The following is a 23308-nucleotide window of genomic DNA, read 5'->3' on the forward strand; positions in this document are numbered from 1 at the left end:
AAAATTGAAACGATGACAGCACATGCTTAAATGAAATCGATGTTCGGAACAATTTTCACTGCAATCCGGGAAATTTAACCGACCGTTTTTTTGAAGAAAGTTCGGCTTCAGGTAAGAGTCAAAAGGATTCCTGTTAATTTTGGCCCCGATCGAAGTAGAATATGAAGAAGCAATTGTTGTTACCCGCTTTGATGTTGTTGTCCGTTTTTGCATCCGGGCAAAACCTCGGAGTTCACCCCGTATCGAATGACTATCAAAAGCCAACTGATCCGCTGGTACTGGAAAAACTGGAAAAGTGGCAGGATCAGAAATTTGGAGTGATTATTCACTGGGGCTTGTATGCCGTTCCCGGAATAGTGGAATCGTGGTCGATTTGTTCGGAAGACTGGATTACCCGGGATTCAACGTCCAGTTATGACGAGTACAAAAAATGGTATTGGGGATTGAGCAAAAAGCTGAACCCGGTCAACTTTAACCCGGAAAAATGGGCGGATGTTTCGAAAAAAGCCGGGATGAAATACCTCGTCTTTACCACCAAGCACCACGACGGTTTCTGTATGTTTGATACGAAGCAGACCGATTTCAAGATTACTTCCGGGCCTTTTGCGTCGAATCCGAAAGCAGATGTGCTGAAATATGTCTTTGATGCATACCGCAAGCAGGGATTTATGATCGGGGCGTATTTTTCAAAACCCGACTGGCACAGTGAAAATTACTGGTGGCCTTTGTATGCAACTCCCGACAGAAATAACAATTACGATACCCGAAAACATCCGTGGCGCTGGCAGCAGTTTGAAGAATATACCTACAAACAAATCCAGGAAATTGCCACTGGTTACGGAAGTGTAGATATTCTGTGGCTCGACGGAGGCTGGGTGCGCCCGAAGAATACCATTGATGAGGAAGTCCTTTCCTGGGGAGCACCGATTCCGCAGTGGAACCAGGAACTGAATATTGACCGGATTGCCGGAATGGCGCGTTCGCATCAACCGGGAATGATCGTGGTCGACAGAACGGTGCAGGGACCTTATGAGAATTATCAAACCCCGGAACACACCATTCCGGAGAAACGAATCGACAATCCGTGGGAAACCTGCATGCCGCTTTGTACAAACTGGGGTTATGTGCCGAATGATGAAATCAAATCAACAGAACGAGTAATCCATACGTTGGTCGAAGTAGTGGCGAAAGGAGGCAACCTGCTCTTAGGAGTTGGGCCGAAAGCCGACGGAACGATTCCGGAAAATGTGGAACAACGCCTGCTCGAAATTGGAAAATGGATGGATGCAAACAAAGAAGCGATTTACGAAACGCGAAGCCTGGAACATTACCGGGAAGATGCTGTTTTCTTCACCGCGAATCAGAAGAAAAAGAAAACCTACGCATTAGTAGTGCAATCCGAAGAACTGCGGAAAGCAGGAACGGTTTCCTGGTCGGTCAACCTGCCGAAAAAAGGATCGCAGCTGGTCTATCTCCCGACCGGAGAAAAGGTGAAATGGAAAATCAAAAACAACCGGGTAGAGGTACAACTGCCGAAATCTGCCTTAACAGCAACCGGAAACCCGGTGTGGGCATTTGCTTTTGAAATGAATTAATTTAAACGCTCTACGAGAAGGTTCATGCTTTGCCTAACTGATAATGGATGCTATGGAAAGAGTCCGTTCAAATGTTCAAATTGAACTTTTTAAGTCTTTTGAACCATTGAATGATTACCTATCTTACTTCCAGGTCTGCCTTCAGGTGTAAATCCCGGGAAGAAGACCCGATTAGGATGCGGAATATCCCGGGTTCAACGACCGGCTGTAATGCGTTATTCAATTGTTCCAGCATTTCCGGGGAGATCTCAAAAACGATTTCTTTTTCTTCACCTGCTTTCAGATGAATGCGTTGGAAGCCTTTCAATTCCTGCACCGGTCGTACAACGGAACTTAACACATCTTTGATGTATAGTTGAACCACTTCGTCGCCGTCGAATTTTCCCGAATTTTTAAGTGTGAAACGTACAAACGTCTTTTCCGAGCTTCCGATCACCGCGCGATCCAAACGCAGATTTGAATACGCAAATTGGGTGTAGCTCAATCCATAGCCAAACGGGAACAGAGGTTGTCCGCTCAGGTTGTTGTAATCGTTTCCACGCCCGGTCGGCTGATGATTGTACACCAACGGAAGCTGTGCTTCACTCACCGGAAAGGTAATCGGGAGTTTACCGCCCGGATTTGCTTTTCCGAAAAGGATATCGGCTACTGCACGACCTCCTTCTTCGCCCGGATACCACAACATGGCAACCGCTTCTGTTTCCCCGATCCAGTGATTCATTGTTACGGCGCTTCCACCGACGATCAACACCACGACCGGTTTCCCCGTTTCATTCAAGCGTTTGATTAACTCTTCCTGGTGTCCCGGAAGCTGTAATGAAGCCCGGTCGAGAAATTCGCCCTCCGTGATTCCGGCTACAACAATTGCTACGTCGGCCTTTTTAGCCAATTTAATACTCTCGTCGATTTTTTTCTTCCAGTCTGCTGATTCGGCATTCCACACCAGGCGGATTTTTCCGTCACCCTGTGTTTCGCGAAATTCAACCCGAAGTGTGTATTTCTGTCCTTTTTTGAAGGAATACGTTGCCAGATCGGTATGATAAGACTGCTTTTCCCAGCGGTCAATGAGCAATTGGTCGTTCAGATACAGGCGAAACCCATCATTTCCCTCCAGCCCGATGCGGAACTCACCACTCTTCGGAGCTGTTAGTTCGCCCGTCCAGCGAACGCTGTAATGATCGGCCTGCAGTTTTTCATGAGGGGAATACAAAGTCCAGTGAAAATTGAGTTGTTCGTCCCGGCGTTCAAAAACGGGATTTCCGTTCAGTTCCGGGTTGTCGAAATAAACGCCATTTAATCCCGGAATTCCGTTGGCTTCAAGATATTTGAGGGGAATAAGTTCCAGTTCGTCGGTAGTTCGATTGCTCCCTTCTGAATACCATACCGTGGTATTTTTCCCGGCAAGTTCTTTGATTCCCTCGAGGATGTTGATTTTGTGATACCCCGGCCCACTGTATCCGCCGAGTCTGGCTTCAACGGCATCAGTTCCGAAAACAGCGATGTTTTTGGTTCCTGCAGCAAGCGGAAGGGTATTTTGCTCGTTTTTGAGCAGTACAATGGCTTCTTCCGCCACTTTCCGTGCCAGTTTTTTTCCTTCGGTATGGAGTCCTTTTTCGTCAATCTGTTCGGAAATGTAAGGATGCTCAAACAAGCCTAGTTCGAATTTCGCGCGAAGCACCCGTGAAACAGCATCATTCAGGCGGTCGTTATTAATGAGTCCATTTGCAAAAGCCGGATAAAACAAGACGGAGTGATTGACATCTGTCTGGAAAATGACATCCATTCCGGCATTGATGGCATGTGCACCGCTTTCGGCGTAATCTTTGGCTGTTTTGTGAAGTACCAGTTCGCCTCCCACCGCATTGGCATCCGAAATCACGAAACCGGAGAATTTCCACTCGTTTTTCAGTTTGTCGGTCAAAAGCCACGGGTTAGAAGAGCAGGCTGTTCCGTTCAGGGAATTGTATGCGGTCATAATGGATCGCGCCTTTCCAAAAGCAATGGTTTGTTTGAACGGAACGAAATGCGTTTCCTCCAGTGCCCGTTCGCTTAAATGAATCGGGTAGCTGTCGCGGCCGCCGTCACCCACATTGGCCACAAAGTGTTTGGGTGTCGTGATGATTCCCCGGGTTTCGAACGAGCGAACAAAAGCCAACCCCATTTGCGAGGTCAAAAACGGATCTTCACCATAGGTTTCTTCAGTGCGTCCCCAGCGGACATCCGTTGCAAGATTCACCACCGGAGATAAAATCTGCCGGATGCCGCGTACCCGGCATTCCGAAGCAATGTGCCCGGTAGCCTGTTTGACGAGCGCGGTGTCCCAGGTAGCAGCCATTGCAATGGATTGCGGAAAACTGGTTGCATCACTGCGTACCAAACCATGCAGCGCTTCGTCGAATGGAATGATCGGAATGCCCAATCGCGTTTGCTCCACAAAGAAACGCTGTGCCTGGTTGATCTTGCGCGCCAGCAATGCGGCGTTGTCTGACGTATTGTAGGAAAGTAATTGTCCGCCGGCATCACCCTGCGCCGAAGCACTGAGTTGAATCCCGAAAATTCCGTGTTGAAATAAATGTGCGTTGCTGGAGTCGAGGTCGGCCGGAACCATGAAGACCTGCCAGAATTTTTCTTCCGGGGTCATGCGGTTGAGCAGGTCGTTTACCCGCAAGTCGATTGCCAGTGTGGAATCTTTGTATGGCTGACCGAATACCGGGGCAAGCGGCATTGCAGCAAACAGGAGGAACAGCATTTTTTTCACGCTCTAAAAATAGAGTAGTTTTGCGGATTAGCTGTAACAGATGGGCGAAAGATGTTATTTTCGGGAGAACTTGCCAAGAAAGTTTAAAAAAAATCATTCTGAAAGAATAGTTTCTATCTTTGCTTTAAGCGCCCCTCCTTCCACAAGGAAAAACAACATCCCCAGAACTTCTGTAATTATTTAATAAACAGTTTATTCAGTTAAGCATGAAAAGTGTAATTACAGGTATCGGACGTTATATCCCGTCTGTTGTTAAAACCAACGGTGACTTCATGATTCATCAGTTTTATGATGAGTACCAAAATCGAATCAACCTGAAACCGGAAGCCATTGCCCAAAAATTTGAATCCATTACCGGAATTGAAGAACGCCGGTATGCAACCTCTGATCTGAATTGTTCGGATATGGCAACCATTGCCGCCGAAGATGCCATCCGGGATGCAAACTGTGACCGCGAAACAATCGACCAGATTATTGTGGCGCACAATTTCGGAGATGTCATCAAGCATACGATCCAAACCGATATGATTCCTTCAATCGCTTCCCGTGTGAAACATAGTTTGGGAATCAAAAACCCGAATTGTGTGGCTTATGACCTGATTTTCGGTTGTCCGGGATGGCTCCAGGGACTGATCCAGGCGCATGCGTTTATTCAAAGCGGAATGGCGAAAAAATGCCTTGTTATCGGGGCGGAAGCGCTGAGTCGCGTGTTAGATCCGTATGACCGCGACAGCATGATCTTTGCCGATGGAGCAGGAGCAACCATCGTGGAATCGGATGATTCGAAATCGGGAATCTTGTCGTTCAGTGTGCAAAGCCATTGCGAAGATGAGGTGACCTATCTCAATCTGGGAAAATCCAATTTCCCGGAATCCGACCCGCGTATCCGCTACGTCAAAATGAAAGGACGAAAAGTCTACGAATACGCCTTGAAGCATGTTCCCGAAGCAATGAAGGACTGCCTTGACAAAGCAGGAGTATCGATTACGGATGTGAAAAAGATCTTCATTCACCAGGCGAATGAAAAACTGGATGAAGCCATTGTCCGCGAACTATTCAAATTGTATGAAGTGTCCGAAATGCCAGAACACCTGATGCCGATGAACATCCACAAATTGGGAAACAGTTCGGTGGCAACGATTCCGACTTTGCTCAGTATGGTGAAGCGGGAAGAAATGAACGGGTATAAAATTGCAGAAGGCGATATTGTGTTGTTTGCTTCGGTAGGAGCCGGAATGAATATCAATGCAGTTTGTTACCGGGTTTGATGCAGCGGGTAAATGATTCATTTGCAAGATTTTTCCAACCTTTTTTGAGAAGAAGCGTTTTAGTAGGTATTAACCTCATAAATCTGTTTAGTCTTGAAAAATACATTACTCATCTTCTTTGCAATCATCAGTTTCTCTGGGTTGTCTCAATCACCGATTTGGACAAAAGGAAACGCTGTGTGGCATTACCGGTTCACGAATGTCGGCGAAAGCGGGTACATCAAAGTGTGGGAAAACGGCGATACGACGCTTTTGGGAAAACAATGCACGAAGATGCGTTCCGAACGGCACAGTTTTTCTTTGGTTGGCCCCAACGGGCCGTATTTTGAATCCACAAGTGGGTACATTTCCGCAAGTGTCTACGTTTCGAATGATACCGTTTTTTATTGGGACCAGGATCATTTCTCCGTGTTGTATGACTTTTCTGCCCAGGTGGGTGACGAATGGTTGTTGCAAACCGGAGGGAATCCGCCTTTTTCCTGCAACGATACTTCCGTAGCGATGGTAGAATCGGTTGGAACCATCAATCTGGGGGGACAAAACTATCCGGAATTGACTGTGGGTAGTTCACCGGGTTCCGGATATTACATCAGCGGTAAAGCCAATGCGCGTTTTGGAAGTTTGGGATATTTGTTTCCGTTTCCTGCGAGTTGCGACAGCTCGGTGATCGTTGAGTGGGATCAGGTGCAGTTTGCGTGTTTTGAAGACGACAGCTTGTACTATAATCCGAGTGGTCAGGGCTGTGAAATCCACCTGGGACTGAATGAAGCGGTAAAGAAATCGGTTGCTGTTTTCCCGAATCCTTCACAGGGAAAAGTGGAAGTCTTGTCGGAAGTTCCTTTGAAGCGGATCAACGTGCTGAATATTCTCGGTACGCTGATCAAACAAGTAAATACCGATTTGACCTTAACAGAAGTGGATTTGTCGGGATTGCCGCAGGGAACTTATTACTTAGATATTGAAAACCGGAACGGAGAAAAGGCTGTGAAGTCGGTTCAGGTTTCGGGGAGATAATGACTAAACACATACGCTGCAACCAGTGTAAAAACGACTTTCGGGTCGTTTTTTTATGTCTCAACATGGATGAATTGACCTTAAGTTGTTCATTGAGAGCATCTTTTTTCTAAAAAACGCGTCATGGTAATATAACTTTCTAAACTCCACTACTATGAGAAAAGGGTTACTCATGCTGTTTGCGGTGATCAGTTTGCATTCACTGGCTCAATCTTCTATTTGGACAAAAGGACATGCGGTCTGGCATTACAGTTTTTTTAATGTCGGAGAAAAAGGATATATCAAAGTGTGGGAAAGTGGCGACACAACCATTTTGGGTAAACAATGTAAGGAGATCAAGGCAAAGAGACATAGTTTCATCATGTCGGGTCCGACTGGTCCTCCTTTCGAAACGATTTCGGATTATAAAGGAGGAATTATTTACCATTCGAATGATACCGTTTTTTATTGGAATGGAGATCTGGAACAATTCTTTGTATTGTTTGATTTTTCTGCTCAGCCAAATGACAACTGGATTTTGGATATCACCCCAACGGAATATATGTCATGTAACGATACGTCTGTCTGTGTTGTCCAATCTGTCGGATCGTTGATGATCGGTGGACAAAATGCGGTGGAGCTGAATTTGGGGAAGACAGCAGATTCCTTTAGAAGTCTGAATGGTAAAACAAATTCCCGTTTTGGAACAACCGAATGCTACCTGTTTCCATTCGATAATACGTGTGAAGAATGGGGAGCATTGGATTTGGATCAGGTTAGTTTTCTCTGTTTTGAAGATGATAGCTTGTACTACAACCCGAGCGGAGGAGCTTGTGAATATTATTTGGGATTGGATGAATCGGTGAAGCAATCTGTTTCCGTTTATCCGAATCCTTCATCAGGAAAAATTGAATTGCTGTCTGAAGTTCCCTTGAAGCAGATCAAAGTTATGAACGTGCTGGGAGCTGTCTTGAAAGCGTTTGATACAAACCTCACATTGACCGAAATTGATTTATCGGGATTGCCGCAGGGAACCTATTACCTGGATATTGAAAACGCAAACGGAGAACAGACAGTGAAGTCGGTTCAAATTTCAGGGAGATAATGCAAGGTATTAATAAAAAAGCGACTTTACCAAGATTATAAAGCCGCTTTGATGTGTTTAATTATTTGGTGTAATCGTGCCAATTAATGGATCACCAGGAGTCGTACTGTTTCTGAAAAACCGTTTCGGTGTGTGATACGAATCAATGTAACCCCGGCAGTGAGTTCCTGCATGACGTAGTTGGTTGTTTCATGAACCTCGAAGGAGTGGAGTTCCTTTCCTTCGGAATTGTAGAACGTCAACTGGTCTCCGTGTTTCAAGGCCTGCCCGAATTGCACTGTTCCCGAATGATAGCTTGCATATTGATCGGAGAAATGGGTATTCAAAACAATCATCGGGCTGCGCTGTTGTTGTTCGTCGCGATCTACAGATACCAATTGGTAATAATTCAATCCAGGTTCCGGAGCCTGGTCTATTGCCGAATAATCGTGTCGGGTATCGGAATTTCCATTCCCATTCACATAAATGGTTTGAATCACACTTTCCGTTTGATTGAACGGATCCACGCGCAACACTTCAAATTTACCCAGGTTGGTTTCAGAAAGTGTGATCCAGGTCAATAATACGTCATTGTCCAGCATGGATGCCTGCCAGTTCAGCAGTTCCACACCCAGGGGATAAATACAACTTGGTTCAACGCGGTAAGTCGGATTTCCCGGATCGTCGAAATCAATGAAACTTCCGTTTCCTCCAAGTGAGTTCGGAGCATAACTGACCGATTCACTAACTCCAGCAAATGTGGCATCCAGGGTGCGCGTCCCGGTTCCGCTATTCGCAAAACGTCCGGCGGTACTGGTGTTGTTACAGAACACAGCATAATATTGCTGGGTGGAAGGGCATTGAGGAGAGTAATCGAATACGTAGGAAGGTGTTTGTCCGGTAAACACCACAATGATGGCGCCGGCAGGAATCGGATCTGCGTATGTAAAGAGGTTGCAACCGGCTGCCGTGTTCAATTGCGTGATGTAACTTGCATTGTTGCCCAGGGTATTGGTTCCGCACCCCGAGTTGCAATACGTTCCTCCTGAAGGAAATGCGAGTGTCATATCGCTGATCGATAGCGGATTTGAACCGTTTTCGATGATAACCTGTTCGTCCAATCCTTCCACACTGGAGCAGGCATCCGCCAGGATGGAGCGAATCTGAGGAGTATTACAATTGGTTTGTGTAGTGAAAGAATAACTTGCCACGGAAGCTGTCTGGTACGATTCATCACAGTTGGTGCCGGTTCCGTTGTATTCGAACACTTTGAAATAATAGGTTGTTCCGGCGGTAAGACCTGTTACGGTAACAGTGTTCCCGGTTCCGTTCATTACGACATAATTTCCAGCACCAAGCGTTGCTCCTGATCCGTAAGCGGCATTTGCAGCATAGTTCGTCGCGTTAACAGGGGTATTGGAAAAATTGTTCAGAGAGATCACTCCGATGCGGTTTGCTCCGTTCCCCGCTGTAAAGTTCAATTGCGCGCTGGTACAGAAATTAACGGAAGTAATTGCACTGGCATTGGTCGTTGGTGCTGCTCCCGGAGAACAGGGAGTTGTCAGTGTTCCGATCAGTTTCACATCGTCTACAGTCCAGCGTTCTGCGGCAGCATTGTTGACTGCGCGAATACGGATGCGTACCTGTGTACATGAGTTCGGCAAATCCAGGTGAACTGTTGAGTAACCATCGGTTGTTTTGTTACCTGCTGTTCCTCCAGGAGCAAAAGTACTTGGGACATTATTTCCATCATAAACCGTCGTTGCCAAACCTGTTCCGGTAGTATAGTGCCAATAAGCGTTTAAGTTTCCGGTAACCTGGATTTCATTCGAGTAAGTCGTTCCACCGTCAAAGGAAATGTCCAGATTCACTGCGTCCGAAGTTTCTGCGCCATTAGCTGTTGACCCGATTGACCAGGAGGCCAAACGAAACTCGACATACTTGGACGTATAGCTTGCCAACCCGGTAATATTACTAAAGACTAATGTCGAAGTGGTGTTTACTGTTCCGAAAGCCGTTGTTGCACTGGTATAGACGGCAGATGAAGCAGGGCGGTCGCCCGCAGCGGAGTTTCCGGTAACGGTTGCACCGTTTGTATTGGTGTAAACCCAGGTGGGCGTTCCGCCATCAAAATCCTGGATGGCGATGGTTGTTTGAGCTGAAGCACAGCCAAAAATAAAGAATAGGCAAGTGGAGAGAATTACCTTCATGTTGTAGTAAAATTTCGGCTAAAGTACGGCGGCTGAGAACAAGTCAAAGTTAAGCCAGGGTTAATTTTTTCTGAAGGTAACTGACTGAAAATCGGAAAATTCAGTTTTAAAACGATTTAGTTGTGTTCGGAAAAACTGAAATTTGAGTGAATTATTTTTTAAAAATTTTCAAAAGGAATATAAAACGACTCAAAATGAATGCTTTTGTACGAGCGGAGAACTTGTTTTCTGGTCAGTTCAGTTGTACCAATGATCTGTCAGGGTGTCATCTGAAGGCAGTCATTCGTTGCTTTCTTTTGTTTTGATCCGACGGGCTATACAAGCGGAAGCTTTTTCTTACTTTTGTTTGCAAACATCATAACCGAAATCATTCATATGAAATTGCTAACCCTTTGGTCGATCATTATTAAAATCATCGGAATCTGGTATTTCTTTGCTGTTGTTCAGAGCACGGCTGTATTACTTCAGTTTCCATTTTCCGGGTCTTCACATCAGAATCCGGTTTCCCTTTCGTTTATCCTGGTCCTGCTGATTGATGGGTTGATCGCTTTTCTCTGCTTATTCCGCACGGAGCGCGTTATTCACGCATTCAAACTGGAAAAGGGGATGGAAGAAAAGGAGTTTCCGGTTAATCTTACCGTGGCGAACACCCTTGGTTTGGTTATGGTGATCATCGGGCTTTATTCCCTGAGCGAAAGCATCCCGGAATTTCTGGGAGTGGTATTGAGCAGAAATGTGACCCTGCCGCTATTCATGGCTTCACTTTCAAAAGTAGTGATCGGGTTGTTGCTGGTTCTGAAAACAAAAGAACTGGAGCGTTTGATCGGGAAGTATAAAAGTTGATAGGGGGTGCGGTAGCGCCTCAATCAGAGAGAGGTTCTCTAGTTCGTCCGCTGTATTTCTTTTAAAGCTTTGATTTTACTATTACAGTAATTGATGTTTTTCTTTGCATTGCCAATCCATTTCACCCCATGCGAATTATTCAGTTTTGAATAAAGATTGATGGTTTGGTTATACCAGTCAATGGCAGATTCATAGTCTTTTGCTTCTTTTGCATCATGTGATATTTTCCATGCTTTGTTGAAGTAAGTATCAGCGAGGCTTTTTAGGTGGCTGCTGACAGGGTTGAAATTGTAGGTGCTGCGTAATGAGATTATTTTCTGATCTATACTGTCAGCAACCAAGTATGTTTTTAGACTATCTAAATATGTATACTTTGAGATGGTGAATTTTAGCATCTCTTTAATAGAGTCATTGTTTGAAAAACTTTTTAGTGTGATGGGATTATCACGTAGTTGCCATCTGGGATCGCCTGGAAGGTGGGTCGTCAGGAAATAATTGGGGTCAGCAAAAATTTCTTTGATTTTGAGTTTTTTAAAAAAAGTAAGTGAGCCGCTGACTTTTTCAACATATCCGCTGGACCAGGTGGCGTCGATAAAAAGATATTTTCCATCAACCTTAACGATGTTCCACGAATGATCAGTATCAGGAAACGGTTTGTTTTTGAAATAAGAGTATCCTTTTGAGTAACCGGAAATCAAATGACATTCAATTCTGACAGCGTTACACATCTTTTGTAACAGTTCTGCGTAGTTTTGGCAAACGCCTTTTTTGTAGCTGAGAATTTTATCCGTATCTGTTTTCTTTCCTGATTCGTATGCTTCGGTGTCGTAAGCAATATTCTCAGCGATCCAATAGCAGAACAATTCAACTCGCTGTGTCTGGTTATTTCCTCCTTTATATAGATAATCAACCAGGCTATTTAAATTCTTAGCGGAATTTTCAGGACACGCCTTTGCATAATTGTAAAGTTTCAGATTTAGTTTTTCAAGTGCATAAACCGGCTGTAGAATGGATAGAAACAAGGTGATTGCTAAAAATCGCATGAGATTATTAAAAATTGAATGCAAAATTAAATCAAATACTCCAAAAATGATCTGTTGCTTTTTGATCACTTCGGAATGTGATATGAACATTAATCTGTTCAAAAACAGCACTTTTTTCCAGAAACACTTGCATTGTAAGTTTTTCTATCTATCTTTGCACCCCTCAAAGTGTGTTCTTTGGGGTAAAAGTATATTTATTAACAAACAAAATTTGAGTACTGTATGCCAACTATACAACAGTTAGTGCGCAAGGGAAGGACTGCGGTAGTTAAGAAATCCAAGTCAGCGGCTTTGGATTCTTGTCCGCAGCGCAAAGGAGTATGTGTACGTGTGTACACCACTACGCCTAAGAAGCCGAACTCAGCGATGCGTAAAGTAGCGCGTGTTCGTTTGACCAACGGTAAGGAAGTAAATGCTTACATCGGAGGTGAAGGTCACAACTTACAAGAACACTCTTTGGTTCTTGTGCGTGGTGGAAGGGTGAAAGATTTGCCTGGGGTTCGTTACCACATCGTTCGTGGTGCGGAAGATACAGCAGGTGTTGAAGGCCGTTCACAACGTCGTTCTAAGTACGGAACAAAACGTCCAAAAGCTAAGAAATAATTAAACTTTTAAGAGATGAGAAGAAGAAAAGCGAAAAAGATTGCCATCCTCCCGGATCCGAAGTTTAATGACGTTACGGTAACCAAGTTCGTTAACAACTTGATGTACTCCGGAAAAAAGAATTTGGCATTTAAAATTTTCTACGATGCATTGGAAATCGTAGACAAGAAAATTGAAGATCAAGAAGGATTGGAAGTGTTCAAAAAAGCATTGGAAAACGTAACTCCATCTGTGGAAGTTCGTTCCCGTCGTGTTGGTGGAGCAACTTTCCAAATCCCAACTCCTGTTCGTGAAGGTCGTAAACAATCATTGGCTATGAAATGGTTGATTGGTTACGCTCGTAAACGTAACGAAAAGTCAATGGCAGGTAAATTGGCTTCTGAAATCATCGCTGCTTCGAAAGAAGAAGGTGCTGCTTTCAAGAAGAAAGAAGATACACTACGTATGGCTGAAGCTAACAAAGCATTCTCACATTTCAGATTCTAATAAGTCATGGCAAGAGATCTTAAATTTACACGTAACATTGGTATCGCAGCTCACATTGATGCTGGGAAAACGACTACAACTGAGCGTATTTTGTACTACTCAGGTGTAAACCACAAAATTGGTGAAGTACACGACGGTGGTGCTACCATGGACTGGATGGAGCAAGAGCAAGAGCGTGGTATTACCATTACTTCTGCTGCTACAACAGTAAACTGGAACTACCGTGGTCAAAAATACCACATCAACATTATTGATACTCCTGGACACGTTGACTTTACCGTAGAGGTAAACCGTTCTTTGCGTGTATTGGATGGATTGGTGTTCTTGTTCTCTGCAGTAGACGGAGTGGAGCCTCAATCTGAAACAAACTGGCGTTTGGCGAATAACTACAATGTTCCTCGTATCGGTTTTGTGAACAAAATGGACCGTCAGGGAGCTGATTTCTTGAACGTGTGTAAGCAGGTGAAAGAAATGTTGGGAAGCCACGCTTTGCCATTACAAATCAACATCGGTGATGAAGATCATTTCAAAGGTGTTGTGGATTTGATCAACTGGAAAGGAATCGTTTGGAACGATGCTGACCAGGGGATGACTTTCGAAGAAGTTGAAATTCCTGCAGATATTATTGACGATGCACGCAGATTGCGTTCCGAATTGTTGGAAGCAGTGGCTGAATTCGACGAAACATTGATGGAGAAATTCTTCGAAGATGAAAACTCTTTGACTGAGCGTGAAATCCTGGATGCATTGCGTCAGGCTACAATCTCAGGAAAAGTAGTTCCGATGATGTGTGGTTCTTCTTTCAAAAACAAAGGAGTTCAGGCCATGTTGGATATGGTGATGGAAATCCTTCCTTCTCCATTGGATATCGAAGCAATCGAAGGAACTGATCCGAAAACGGATGAGCCTACTTCCCGCAAACCATCTTACGATGAGCCGTTTGCTGCTTTGGCATTTAAAATTGCAACGGATCCGTTTGTAGGTCGTTTGTGCTTTACACGTGCTTACTCTGGTAAATTGCCAGCAGGTTCTTACGTATTGAACACACGTACAAACAGCAAAGAGCGTATTTCACGTATCTTCCAGATGCACGCAAACAAGCAAAATCAAATTGAAGAACTGGGGGCAGGAGATATCGCTGCTTTGGTTGGATTTAAAGATATCCGTACAGGAGATACCTTGTGTGACGAGAAGCACCCAATCGTATTGGAGTCTATGAACTTCCCTGAGCCGGTAATCGGAATCGCAATTGAGCCTAAAACTCAGGCTGACCAGGATCGTTTAGGTATTGGTTTGAACAAATTGGCTGAAGAAGATCCGACATTCCGTGTAAACACAGACGAAGAAACTGGTCAAACAGTTATCTCCGGAATGGGTGAGCTTCACCTGGACATCATCGTTGACCGTCTGCGTCGCGAGTTCAAGGTAGAAGTAAACCAGGGAGCTCCTCAGGTTTCTTACCGTGAAGATATTACAGCTTCTATCGAGCACCGTGAAGTGTACAAAAAACAGTCTGGTGGTCGTGGTAAGTTTGCGGATATTTACGTAAAAATCTCTCCTCAGGATAACCAGGAGAAAACAGGACTTGAGTTCATCAACTCAATCAAAGGTGGTAACATTCCACGTGAATTTATCCCTTCTGTTGAGAAAGGTTTCAAAGAGTCTATGAAGAACGGTGTGATGGCAGGATTCCCGGTTGAAGCATTGAAAGTTGAATTGATTGATGGTTCATTCCACGCGGTCGATTCAGATTCATTGTCTTTCGAATTGGCTGCTAAAATGGCATACCGTGAAGCATTGAAGAAATGTCGTCCGATCTTGTTGGAGCCGATCATGAAAATTGAAGTGGTTACACCGGAAGAAAACATGGGGGATATCGTAGGTGACTTGAACCGTCGTCGCGCTGTCGTTCGTGGAATGGATGATAAAGCAGGATCTAAAGTTGTTAAGGCTGACGTTCCTTTATCTGAAATGTTCGGTTACGTAACTCAGTTGCGTACTTTGTCTTCAGGACGTGCAACTTCTTCTATGGAATTCTCTCACTTTGCTGAGGCTCCTAAGAACGTTGCAGACGATGTTATTGCAAAATCAAATGGAAAAGTATCCGCTTAATACAAACGAGTAATGAGCCAGAAAATTAGAATTAAATTAAAGTCGTACGATCACAACCTGGTTGACAAGTCGGCTGAGAAAATCGTGAAAACGGTTAAAGCAACAGGAGCAGTAGTAAGTGGTCCAATTCCACTTCCAACGCACAAACGTATTTACACCGTATTGCGTTCACCGCACGTTAACAAGAAAGCGCGTGAGCAGTTCGAATTGTGTTCTTACAAGCGTTTGTTGGACATCTACAGTTCTTCTTCCAAGACTGTTGATGCGTTGATGAGATTGGAACTTCCTAGCGGAGTTGATGTAGAAATTAAAGTGTGATGATACTCCCCCGACGTTTACAGTCGGGGGCTCTGTCTCCTTTTATAATTTATAATTTATAATAAACAAAAGTATGCCTGGAATTATTGGTAGAAAAATCGGAATGACTAGCATCTACAGTGCCGAGGGTAAGGCAACACCATGCACGGTAATAGAAGCTGGTCCTTGTGTCGTAACGCAGGTTAAAACACAAGATCGAGATGGGTATGAGGCAATTCAGTTAGGATTTGGAGAGCGTAAAGAAAAAAACACTCCAAATGCATTGAAAGGTCACTTCAAAAAAGCAAACACAACACCAAAATCTAAATTGGTGGAGTTTAAAGGCTTTGACGGACTTAATCTCGGAGATGTAGTAGACGCAACACTTTTCGAAGAAGGAGAGTTTGTTGGAGTTGTTGGAACATCTAAAGGAAAAGGTTTCCAGGGGGTTGTTAAACGTCATGGTTTCGGTGGAGTTGGTCAATCAACACACGGTCAGCATAACCGTTTGCGTGCTCCGGGTTCAATTGGTGCTTGTTCATACCCTGCACGTGTATTCAAAGGAATGCGCATGGCGGGTCAGACAGGTAACAAACGCGTAACTGTAGAGAACCTGCAAGTATTGCGTATTTTGGCTGACAGAAATTTAATCGTAGTAAAAGGTTCTATTCCAGGGCCTAAAGGTTCAACCGTAACAATTGAGAAATAATGGAAGTAAAAGTAATTGATAGCAAAGGAAAGGCTACTTCCAAAAAGGTAACCTTGTCAGAGACAATCTTTGGAATTGAGCCGAACGATCACGCAATCTATTTAGATGTGAAACAGCACCTGGCAAATCGTCGTCAAGGTACTCACAAATCAAAAGAGCGTAACGAAGTAGCAGGATCTACCAGAAAATTGAAAAAACAAAAAGGAACGGGTGGTGCTCGTGCCGGTAGTGTTAAATCTGGTACACGTGTAGGTGGAGGACGTATTTTCGGACCACGCCCGCGTAACTACCACTTCAAATTGAATGTAAAATTGAAGCGTCTGGCTCGTAAGTCAGCTTTCGCTTACAAAGCAAAATTAGATTCAATTGTTGTTGTAGAAGATGTAGCTATTGCAACACCAAAAACAGCAGAATTCAAATCGATGTTATCGAACTTGAACTTGTTAAACGAGAAGGTGTTGATGATCGTAGGAGCGGGTAACGACAATGTTTACTTGTCTTCACGTAACTTGCAACGCGTTAAAGTTGTATCTGCTGATTCCGTAAACACATTTGATGTGTTGAACGCGAAGAAAGTTGTATTAACAGAAAGTTCAATCGAAGTAATCGAAAAGATTCTAAACTAATTGATGATGAGTACAATTATCAAAAAGCCAATCATTACAGAAAAAGCAACAGCTGCAAACGATAACGGCAGCTTCGCTTTCGAAGTAGATCGCAAGGCGAATAAATTGGAAATTAAAAGCGCTGTCGAAAAGATGTACGGAGTTCACGTTGTGAATGTACGCACACTCACTTATGGCGGTGGAAAATCCTCTGTGAAATATACAAATAGAGGTGTCGTTGAGCAACAGAGCCGCGTATGGAAAAAAGCCATCGTAACTGTTGCCGAAGGAGAAACGATTGATTTGTTTAATAATTTTTAAGTAAAAACTGATGGGTCTTAGAAAATTTCAGCCTATTACTCCAGGGCAAAGACACAAGATCAACAGTACGTATGCTGAAGTAACAACGAATGTTCCTGAAAAGAGCTTGGTTGCGAAGAAAAGCAAGTCTGGTGGTCGTAACAATGATGGTCGTATGACCATGCGCTACATCGGTGGTGGACACAAGCAAAAGTATCGTATTATTGACTTCAAACGTGAGAAACATGGTGTTCCTGCGGTTGTTAAGACAATCGAATACGATCCGAACAGAACTGCACGTATTGCATTGCTTTACTATGCGGATGGTGAGAAACGTTACATCGTTGCACCTGAAGGATTGAAAGTAGGTGATACAGTAGTATCCGGTGCTGGTGCTGCTCCGAACGTTGGAAACGCATTATTTTTATCCGATGTTCCTCTTGGATCTGTGATCCACAACATCGAGCTGCAGCCTGGAAAAGGTGGTGCAATCGCTCGTGGTGCAGGAACATATGCTCAATTGAACGCTCGTGATGGTCGTTACGCGATTATCAAATTGCCTTCTGGTGAGACTCGTATGATTTTGACTACTTGTATGGCTACAATCGGAGCTGTATCGAATGGAGAACATTCATTGGTAGTTTCTGGTAAAGCTGGTCGCTCACGCTGGTTGGGTCGTCGTCCACGTGTACGTGGTGTTGTGATGAACCCGGTAGATCACCCGATGGGTGGTGGTGAAGGGCGTAACGCCGGTGGTCACCCTCGTTCACGTAACGGTATGCCTGCTAAAGGATACAAGACGCGTTCGAAAAAGAAGTATTCAGATAAGTTTATCATCGAAAGAAGAAAGAAATAAGGTATGAGTCGTTCGTTGAAAAAACCACCGTTTGTACACTACAAGTTGACAAAAAGAGTGGATGAGGCACAAACAAGCGGAAGCAAAGCGGTAATCAAAACATGGTCCCGCGCTTCTACAATCACTCCTGACTTTGTTGGGTTGACGTTTGCAGTGCATAACGGGAATAAGTTTATTCCTGTGTTTGTAACAGAGAACATGGTAGGTCACAAATTGGGAGAATTCTCTCCGACGCGTAACTTCCGTGGGCATGGTGCTAACAAAAAGGATAAAAAAAGATAGTTTAAAATTCAAGTGACATGGGCGCTAGAAAGAAATTAAGAGCTGATCAAATTAAAGAAGAGAAGAAAACAACGGCATTCGCTAAGTTGAACAATTCTCCGATTTCTCCTCGTAAAATGAGATTGGTTGCAGATCTTGTACGTGGAGTAGAAGTAAACAAAGCTCTAAACATATTGCAACACAATGCGAAAGACGCATCGCTTAGTTTATCCAAGTTATTGCGTTCTGCAATTGCTAACTGGGAAGCTAAAAACGAAGGTAAAAGCATTGAGGATGAGAAATTAGTGGTGAAATCTATCGAAGTAGGTAGTGCGGGAATGCTGAAGCGTATTCAGACTGCTCCACAGGGTAGAGCTTACCGAGTTCGTAAAAGATCAAACCACGTGACTATCGTTGTTGATGGTTCAAAATAATTGTAAAGGAAAATGGGACAAAAGACGAATCCAATTGGTAATAGACTAGGTTTCATCCACGGATGGGAATCTAACTGGTACGGTGGAGATAACTACCGCGATAAAATCGTTGAAGACGATCAGATCCGCAAGTATCTTCACGCTCGTTTATCCAGAGCAAGTATTTCTAAAATCATCATCGAGCGTACCCTCAAGCTCGTTACTGTAACAATCAACACGGCTCGTCCGGGTGTGATTATCGGTAAAGGTGGTCAGGAAGTCGACAAATTGAAAGAAGAGTTGAAGAAATTGACGAAAAAAGAGATTCAAATCAACATTTTCGAGGTAAAACGTCCTGAATTGGATGCTCGTTTGGTTGCAGATGGTATCGCTCGTCAGATCGAGGCTCGTATTTCATTCCGTCGTGCTATCAAGATGGCTATCGGTTCAACCATGAGAATGGGTGCCGAAGGTATCAAAGTGAAAATTTCAGGTCGTTTGAATGGAGCTGAAATGGCTCGTTCAGAAATGTACAAAGATGGACGTACTCCGTTACATACGTTCAGAGCTGATATCGATTACGCAGTAGGTGAGGCATTGACTACTTACGGTTTGATCGGGATCAAAGTATGGATCTGTAAAGGTGAAGTTTACGGTCGTCGTGATCTTTCTCCGAATGTTGGAATGGCTGCGGCTGCAGCGAAAGGTGGTGCTCCGTCTGGTGACAGAGGAAACCGTCGTCCGGCTGGAGGAAAAGGTGGAAACAACCGTAAAAAGAAGTAAAAACACATTAAAATTTTCAGAAGATGTTATCTCCAAAGAGAACCAAATTTAGAAGAGTTCAGAAAGGTCGTAATCGTGGTGAAGCTCAACGCGGATCTACGATTGCATTCGGATCTTTTGGACTGAAAACATTGGAGCCGGGATGGATTACATCACGCCAGATTGAAGCTTCCCGTATCGCAGTTACGCGTTACATGAAGCGTGAAGGAAAGGTGTGGATTCGTATCTTCCCAGACAAACCGATCACATCCAAGCCAGCAGAGGTACGTATGGGTAAAGGTAAGGGAGCTCCTAGCCACTGGGTGGCAGTTGTAAGACCAGGTCGTATTATGTTCGAAGCGGACGGAGTTCCTTATGAAGTAGCTAAGGAAGCACTTCGTTTAGCTGCTCAAAAACTTCCAGTAAAATGTAAGTTCATCGTTCGTAATGATTATGTTATACCAGGAAAATAGTTGAAACATGAAAGGACAGGAAATTAATAAACTTTCAGTTGACGATTTGAAAAAGCAATTGTTAAGCGAAACAGAAAAGTTGGCGAAAATGAAAATCGGACACAAAGTAACTCCATTGGAGAACCCGATTCAAATTCGTGACGTTCGCAAGCAAATTGCTCGTTTGAATACAGAATTGAGAAAACGTGAAATTCAGGCGTAACGCTTGAAAGTAAAAGAAGCTTGAAATGGAAAAGCGTAATTTAAGAAAAGAACGTATCGGGACTGTTACCAGTGATAAGATGGAAAAATCTATCGTGGTTTCTGTAGAAAGAAAAGTAAAACACCCGAAATATGGTAAGTTCGTAAAAAAAACTACTAAATTTGTGGCCCACGACGAAAATAACGACTGTAACATTGGTGACACCGTTAAGATCATGGAGACTCGTCCCTTGTCTAAAAACAAGAACTGGAGATTAGTAGAAATTTTAGAAAGAGCTAAATAATAATTAGTTGCAATGATACAACAAGAATCAAGACTTGCAGTTGCAGATAACTCCGGAGCAAAAGAGGTGTTGTGTATCCGCGTATTGGGTGGTACAAAACGTCGTTATGCTTCAGTAGGAGATAAAATCGTAGTAGCTGTTAAGAGCGCAATGCCCTCTGGAGCCGTTAAAAAAGGATCGGTTGCCAAGGCGGTTGTTGTAAGAACACGCAAGGAGGTTCGCCGTCCGGACGGTTCTTACATTCGTTTCGATGATAACGCATGTGTTATCTTGAATCAGGCGGGGGAGATGAGAGGAACCCGTATTTTTGGACCAGTAGCTCGTGAGCTGCGTGAAAACAATTACATGAAAATTGTTTCACTTGCTCCCGAAGTACTTTAATATTAGTGAAGTCATGCAAAAGAAATTACACATCAAAGTAGGCGACACTGTTAAAGTATTAAGCGGTGAGTCTAAAGGTCAGGAAGGAACAGTACTGACTATTGACAGAAACAAAGAAAGAGCTACTGTAGGTGGAGTGAACATGGTAAAACGCCACACAAAACCTAGCGCGTCTGAACCACAAGGCGGAATCGTCGAAAAAGAAGGAACTATTCATATTTCCAACTTAATGGTGGTTGTTAAAGGACAAGCGACTCGCATCGGACGTAAGGAAAATGCGAAGGGTAAGTTAGTTCGTTATTCTAAAAAATCAGGAGAGGAGATCAAGTAATGAGTTATTCACCAAGATTAAAGAAACAGTACAAAGAGGAAATCATTCCTGCATTGACTGAGAAATTTGGGTACAAAACCATTATGCGTGTACCTAAACTGCAGAAAATCGTCATCAGCCAGGGATTGGGTGATGCGGTTGCTGACAAAAAAATCATTGATAACGCGATCGCTGACGTTTCCCGTATTGCAGGACAAAGAGCAGTAGCTACTACGTCTAAAAAAGACGTATCTAACTTCAAACTGCGTAAAGGAATGCCAATCGGAACGAAAGTAACGTTGCGCGGAGACAAAATGTACGATTTCTTAGATCGTTTCATTTCTGTAGCTTTGCCACGTACCCGTGACTTCCGTGGAGTTAGCGCGAAAGGATTTGACGGACGCGGAAACTTCAACTTAGGAGTGAAGGAGCATATCATTTTCCCTGAAATCGATATCGACAAGGTAAGCAAGATTTTGGGTATGGATATCACTTTTGTTACATCAGCTGAAAGCGACGAAGAAGGAAAAGCATTGCTGGATGCCTTCGGATTCCCATTCATCAAAAAATAAGACAATGGCTAAGGAATCAATGAAAGCGCGTGAGCGCAAAAGAGAAAAAATGGTTGCTAAATACGCTGCAAAACGTGCAGAGTTGAAAGCTGCCGGCGAATGGGATAAATTACAGCAGTTGCCAGCGAACTCATCTAAGGTTCGTGTACACAACCGTTGTGGTTTGACTGGTCGTCCTCGCGGATATATGCGCCAGTTTGGAGTTTCACGTGTTACTTTCCGTGAAATGGCTCTGGCAGGAAAAATCCCGGGAGTTAAAAAAGCAAGTTGGTAAAAGTCTAGATACCCCGACTTCCGTAAGGAACGTCGGGGGCTTAGAAACTCTACCGAGTATTCATTAAAAAACAATAAAAACATGTTAACAGATCCTATTGCAGACTTTTTGACACGCATCCGTAACGCGAATGCTGCACGTTTGAAAACAGTCGAAATTCCTGCATCGAATGTTAAAAAAGCAATTACAGCTATTTTGTTTGATCAAGGTTACATCGCGAACTACAAGTTCGAAGATGACAACAAACAAGGAATCATCAAAATCGCTTTGAAGTACAATGCTTCTACCAAAGTTCCTGCGATCACCAAGATTGAGCGTGCGTCTCGTCCAGGTCTTCGTAAGTACAGTGGTGCTGATGAAATGCCACGTGTATTGAACGGTTTGGGTATTGCGATCGTTTCTACTTCCAAAGGTGTAATCACTGACAAAGAAGCAAGAAAAGAAAACGTAGGTGGAGAAGTACTCTGCTACGTATATTAAAAAAGGAAATTGAGAATTTAAAATTGAAAAGGCTGATCGCTGAGTAAATCAAGATACCTTTTCAATTTTTCATTTTTAATGGTCAATTAAGTAGAAACTAGAATGCAGATTTCTGAGTGCTAGGGACACAAAAAAGATAGGAGCTTGACTCGTATCTTTTATTGTTGTACCTTTGCGCTCGTTTTCGTAATTCGTAATTAAATAAACAATGTCAAGGATAGGTAAATCCCCAGTAACAATCCCGAGTGGAGTAGAAGTAAAGGTGGACGGATCAGTTATTTCCGTAAAAGGATCCAAAGGTACATTGGAGCAGGAGTTTGATACAACAGCTGTTTCATTGAACATCGAAGGTTCTGAGATCACTTTTAGCCGCGCGTCTGATGCGCCGGATCATCGTTCCAAGCACGGTTTATACCGCGCATTGGTTCAAAACATGGTTATCGGTGTATCCGAAGGGTACAAAAAGGAGTTGGAAGTAATCGGAGTAGGTTACCGTGCAACTGCAACAGGACAACTGTTGGAGTTGGCATTAGGTTACTCTCACCCGATTGCAATCGAATTCCCGAAAGAAATTAAGGTATCTGCAGATACTCAAAAAGGTAAAGCTCCGATTGTGACTTTAGAGTCACACGACAAGCAACTTTTGGGTCAGGCTGCTGCCAAGATTCGTTCCCTTCGTAAACCTGAACCTTATAAAGGAAAAGGTATTCGTTTTGTCGGCGAAGAGATTAGAAGAAAAGCTGGTAAATCTGCAGGTAAAAAATAATTTTAGAAAGTTATGGCATTTAGTAAAATCAACAGAAGAGCAAAAATTAAGAGAAGAATCAGAAAGAAAATTTCTGGTACAACTTCCGTGCCTCGTCTATCAGTATTTCGTTCAAACAAGCAGATTTATGCTCAGTTGATCGATGATACGAAAGGAGTAACTTTGGCTGCTGCATCTTCTTACAAAAACAAAGCTGCTGAAAGCAAAAGCAAATCAGAACAAGCAGCTGTTGTAGGTAAAGAAATTGCTGAGAAAGCAGTTAAAGCTGGTGTAGAATCAGTTGTTTTCGATCGTAACGGGTACTTGTACCACGGTCGTGTTAAATCATTGGCTGATTCAGCTAGAGAAGGAGGACTTAAATTTTAATCA

Annotated in this window: 29 protein-coding genes; 26 read left to right on the forward strand and 3 right to left on the reverse strand. The window is 43.6% G+C overall.

From position 1 onward, the window contains the following. Positions 1-161: 161 nt before the first annotated feature. Entirely contained in the window at positions 162-1595 is a 1434-nt protein-coding gene (locus tag ABDV94_RS09495; protein WP_343606829.1) for an alpha-L-fucosidase, read from the forward strand. A gap of 118 nt (positions 1596-1713) precedes the next feature. Here ABDV94_RS09495 and ABDV94_RS09500 read toward each other — a convergent pair whose 3' ends face one another. Continuing rightward, entirely contained in the window at positions 1714-4344 is a 2631-nt protein-coding gene (locus ABDV94_RS09500; RefSeq protein WP_343606993.1) for a glycoside hydrolase family 3 N-terminal domain-containing protein, read from the reverse strand. Positions 4345-4559: 215 nt separating this feature from the next. Between ABDV94_RS09500 and ABDV94_RS09505 the strand changes: the two genes are divergently transcribed. The 3 genes from ABDV94_RS09505 (at position 4560) to ABDV94_RS09515 (ending at position 7719) form a co-directional block, all read left to right on the forward strand. Continuing rightward, entirely contained in the window at positions 4560-5621 is a 1062-nt protein-coding gene (locus ABDV94_RS09505) for a ketoacyl-ACP synthase III (protein ID WP_343606831.1), read from the forward strand. Positions 5622-5714: 93 nt separating this feature from the next. Further along, positions 5715-6635, forward strand: coding sequence for a T9SS type A sorting domain-containing protein (locus ABDV94_RS09510; RefSeq protein ID WP_343606833.1), 921 nt, complete (start codon positions 5715-5717; stop codon positions 6633-6635). Between the two features lie 154 nt (positions 6636-6789). After that, on the forward strand, positions 6790-7719 hold the full coding sequence (locus ABDV94_RS09515; protein WP_343606835.1) for a T9SS type A sorting domain-containing protein: 930 nt from the start codon (positions 6790-6792) through the stop codon (positions 7717-7719). 83 nt (positions 7720-7802) lie between these two features. On the opposite strand, the gene ABDV94_RS09520 is transcribed toward ABDV94_RS09515, so the two are convergent. Beyond that, positions 7803-9908, reverse strand: a complete 2106-nt coding sequence (locus ABDV94_RS09520; RefSeq protein ID WP_343606837.1) for a hypothetical protein — start codon at positions 9906-9908, stop codon at positions 7803-7805. A 375-nt stretch (positions 9909-10283) separates the two neighbouring features. Here ABDV94_RS09520 and ABDV94_RS09525 point away from each other — a divergent pair, with 375 nt between their 5' ends. Continuing rightward, positions 10284-10751, forward strand: a complete 468-nt coding sequence (locus tag ABDV94_RS09525; protein WP_343606839.1) for a hypothetical protein — start codon at positions 10284-10286, stop codon at positions 10749-10751. Between the two features lie 38 nt (positions 10752-10789). On the opposite strand, the gene ABDV94_RS09530 is transcribed toward ABDV94_RS09525, so the two are convergent. Continuing rightward, the gene (locus ABDV94_RS09530; RefSeq protein ID WP_343606841.1) at positions 10790-11896 is read right to left on the reverse strand and encodes a transglutaminase domain-containing protein; all 1107 of its coding nucleotides are present in this window, start codon (positions 11894-11896) and stop codon (positions 10790-10792) included. 120 nt (positions 11897-12016) lie between these two features. On the opposite strand from ABDV94_RS09530, the gene rpsL reads away from it, so the two are divergent. The 21 genes from rpsL (at position 12017) to rplR (ending at position 23305) form a co-directional block, all read left to right on the forward strand. Continuing rightward, entirely contained in the window at positions 12017-12397 is a 381-nt protein-coding gene (gene rpsL / locus ABDV94_RS09535) for a 30S ribosomal protein S12 (RefSeq protein WP_124744417.1), read from the forward strand. A gap of 15 nt (positions 12398-12412) precedes the next feature. Continuing rightward, positions 12413-12883: a 30S ribosomal protein S7 gene (gene rpsG / locus ABDV94_RS09540; protein ID WP_343606848.1), complete on the forward strand. Its 471-nt coding sequence runs from the start codon at positions 12413-12415 to the stop codon at positions 12881-12883. 6 nt (positions 12884-12889) lie between these two features. Further along, complete coding sequence (gene fusA / locus ABDV94_RS09545; RefSeq protein WP_343606849.1) at positions 12890-14995, forward strand: elongation factor G; 2106 nt, start codon at positions 12890-12892, stop codon at positions 14993-14995. 12 nt (positions 14996-15007) lie between these two features. Beyond that, positions 15008-15313 carry a 30S ribosomal protein S10 gene (rpsJ, locus tag ABDV94_RS09550; protein ID WP_013685556.1) on the forward strand — a complete coding sequence of 102 codons (306 nt, stop codon included), beginning with the start codon at positions 15008-15010 and terminating at the stop codon, positions 15311-15313. Between the two features lie 73 nt (positions 15314-15386). Beyond that, a complete protein-coding gene (rplC, locus tag ABDV94_RS09555; RefSeq protein WP_343606852.1) occupies positions 15387-16001 on the forward strand; it encodes a 50S ribosomal protein L3 in 615 nt (204 codons plus the stop codon). After that, positions 16001-16627: a 50S ribosomal protein L4 gene (rplD, locus tag ABDV94_RS09560; RefSeq protein ID WP_343606854.1), complete on the forward strand. Its 627-nt coding sequence runs from the start codon at positions 16001-16003 to the stop codon at positions 16625-16627. The genes rplC and rplD overlap by 1 nt, the downstream gene beginning before the upstream one ends. Positions 16628-16633: 6 nt before the next feature. After that, on the forward strand, positions 16634-16927 hold the full coding sequence (gene rplW, locus ABDV94_RS09565; protein WP_343606856.1) for a 50S ribosomal protein L23: 294 nt from the start codon (positions 16634-16636) through the stop codon (positions 16925-16927). 10 nt (positions 16928-16937) lie between these two features. Further along, positions 16938-17762, forward strand: coding sequence for a 50S ribosomal protein L2 (gene rplB, locus ABDV94_RS09570; RefSeq protein ID WP_343606858.1), 825 nt, complete (start codon positions 16938-16940; stop codon positions 17760-17762). 3 nt (positions 17763-17765) lie between these two features. Continuing rightward, entirely contained in the window at positions 17766-18044 is a 279-nt protein-coding gene (gene rpsS, locus ABDV94_RS09575) for a 30S ribosomal protein S19 (protein ID WP_309282384.1), read from the forward strand. 17 nt (positions 18045-18061) lie between these two features. Further along, positions 18062-18457, forward strand: coding sequence for a 50S ribosomal protein L22 (gene rplV, locus ABDV94_RS09580; RefSeq protein WP_343606860.1), 396 nt, complete (start codon positions 18062-18064; stop codon positions 18455-18457). A 12-nt stretch (positions 18458-18469) separates the two neighbouring features. Further along, complete coding sequence (gene rpsC, locus ABDV94_RS09585; protein WP_343606862.1) at positions 18470-19219, forward strand: 30S ribosomal protein S3; 750 nt, start codon at positions 18470-18472, stop codon at positions 19217-19219. A 23-nt stretch (positions 19220-19242) separates the two neighbouring features. Next, a complete protein-coding gene (gene rplP, locus ABDV94_RS09590; protein ID WP_124744427.1) occupies positions 19243-19671 on the forward strand; it encodes a 50S ribosomal protein L16 in 429 nt (142 codons plus the stop codon). Between the two features lie 7 nt (positions 19672-19678). Further along, the gene (gene rpmC / locus ABDV94_RS09595) at positions 19679-19873 is read left to right on the forward strand and encodes a 50S ribosomal protein L29 (RefSeq protein ID WP_343606864.1); all 195 of its coding nucleotides are present in this window, start codon (positions 19679-19681) and stop codon (positions 19871-19873) included. Positions 19874-19898: 25 nt separating this feature from the next. Further along, a complete protein-coding gene (gene rpsQ, locus ABDV94_RS09600; RefSeq protein ID WP_124747812.1) occupies positions 19899-20156 on the forward strand; it encodes a 30S ribosomal protein S17 in 258 nt (85 codons plus the stop codon). 12 nt (positions 20157-20168) lie between these two features. After that, entirely contained in the window at positions 20169-20537 is a 369-nt protein-coding gene (gene rplN / locus ABDV94_RS09605) for a 50S ribosomal protein L14 (RefSeq protein WP_013685545.1), read from the forward strand. A gap of 13 nt (positions 20538-20550) precedes the next feature. After that, positions 20551-20868, forward strand: a complete 318-nt coding sequence (gene rplX, locus ABDV94_RS09610; RefSeq protein ID WP_343606868.1) for a 50S ribosomal protein L24 — start codon at positions 20551-20553, stop codon at positions 20866-20868. Further along, positions 20868-21419 (forward strand): 50S ribosomal protein L5, encoded by a 552-nt coding sequence (gene rplE / locus ABDV94_RS09615; protein WP_343606870.1) that lies wholly within the window; start codon positions 20868-20870, stop codon positions 21417-21419. Before rplX ends, rplE begins: the two co-directional genes overlap by 1 nt. Positions 21420-21423: 4 nt before the next feature. Continuing rightward, entirely contained in the window at positions 21424-21693 is a 270-nt protein-coding gene (rpsN, locus tag ABDV94_RS09620) for a 30S ribosomal protein S14 (protein WP_309282391.1), read from the forward strand. An 81-nt stretch (positions 21694-21774) separates the two neighbouring features. Further along, positions 21775-22173 carry a 30S ribosomal protein S8 gene (gene rpsH, locus ABDV94_RS09625; RefSeq protein WP_343606871.1) on the forward strand — a complete coding sequence of 133 codons (399 nt, stop codon included), beginning with the start codon at positions 21775-21777 and terminating at the stop codon, positions 22171-22173. Positions 22174-22381: 208 nt separating this feature from the next. Beyond that, positions 22382-22939, forward strand: a complete 558-nt coding sequence (gene rplF / locus ABDV94_RS09630) for a 50S ribosomal protein L6 (protein WP_343606873.1) — start codon at positions 22382-22384, stop codon at positions 22937-22939. Between the two features lie 12 nt (positions 22940-22951). Continuing rightward, positions 22952-23305: a 50S ribosomal protein L18 gene (gene rplR, locus ABDV94_RS09635; protein WP_343606875.1), complete on the forward strand. Its 354-nt coding sequence runs from the start codon at positions 22952-22954 to the stop codon at positions 23303-23305. Positions 23306-23308: the final 3 nt, after the last annotated feature.

This window comes from Fluviicola sp. (assembly GCF_039596355.1).
Classification (GTDB): Bacteria; Bacteroidota; Bacteroidia; order Flavobacteriales_D; family Crocinitomicaceae; genus Fluviicola.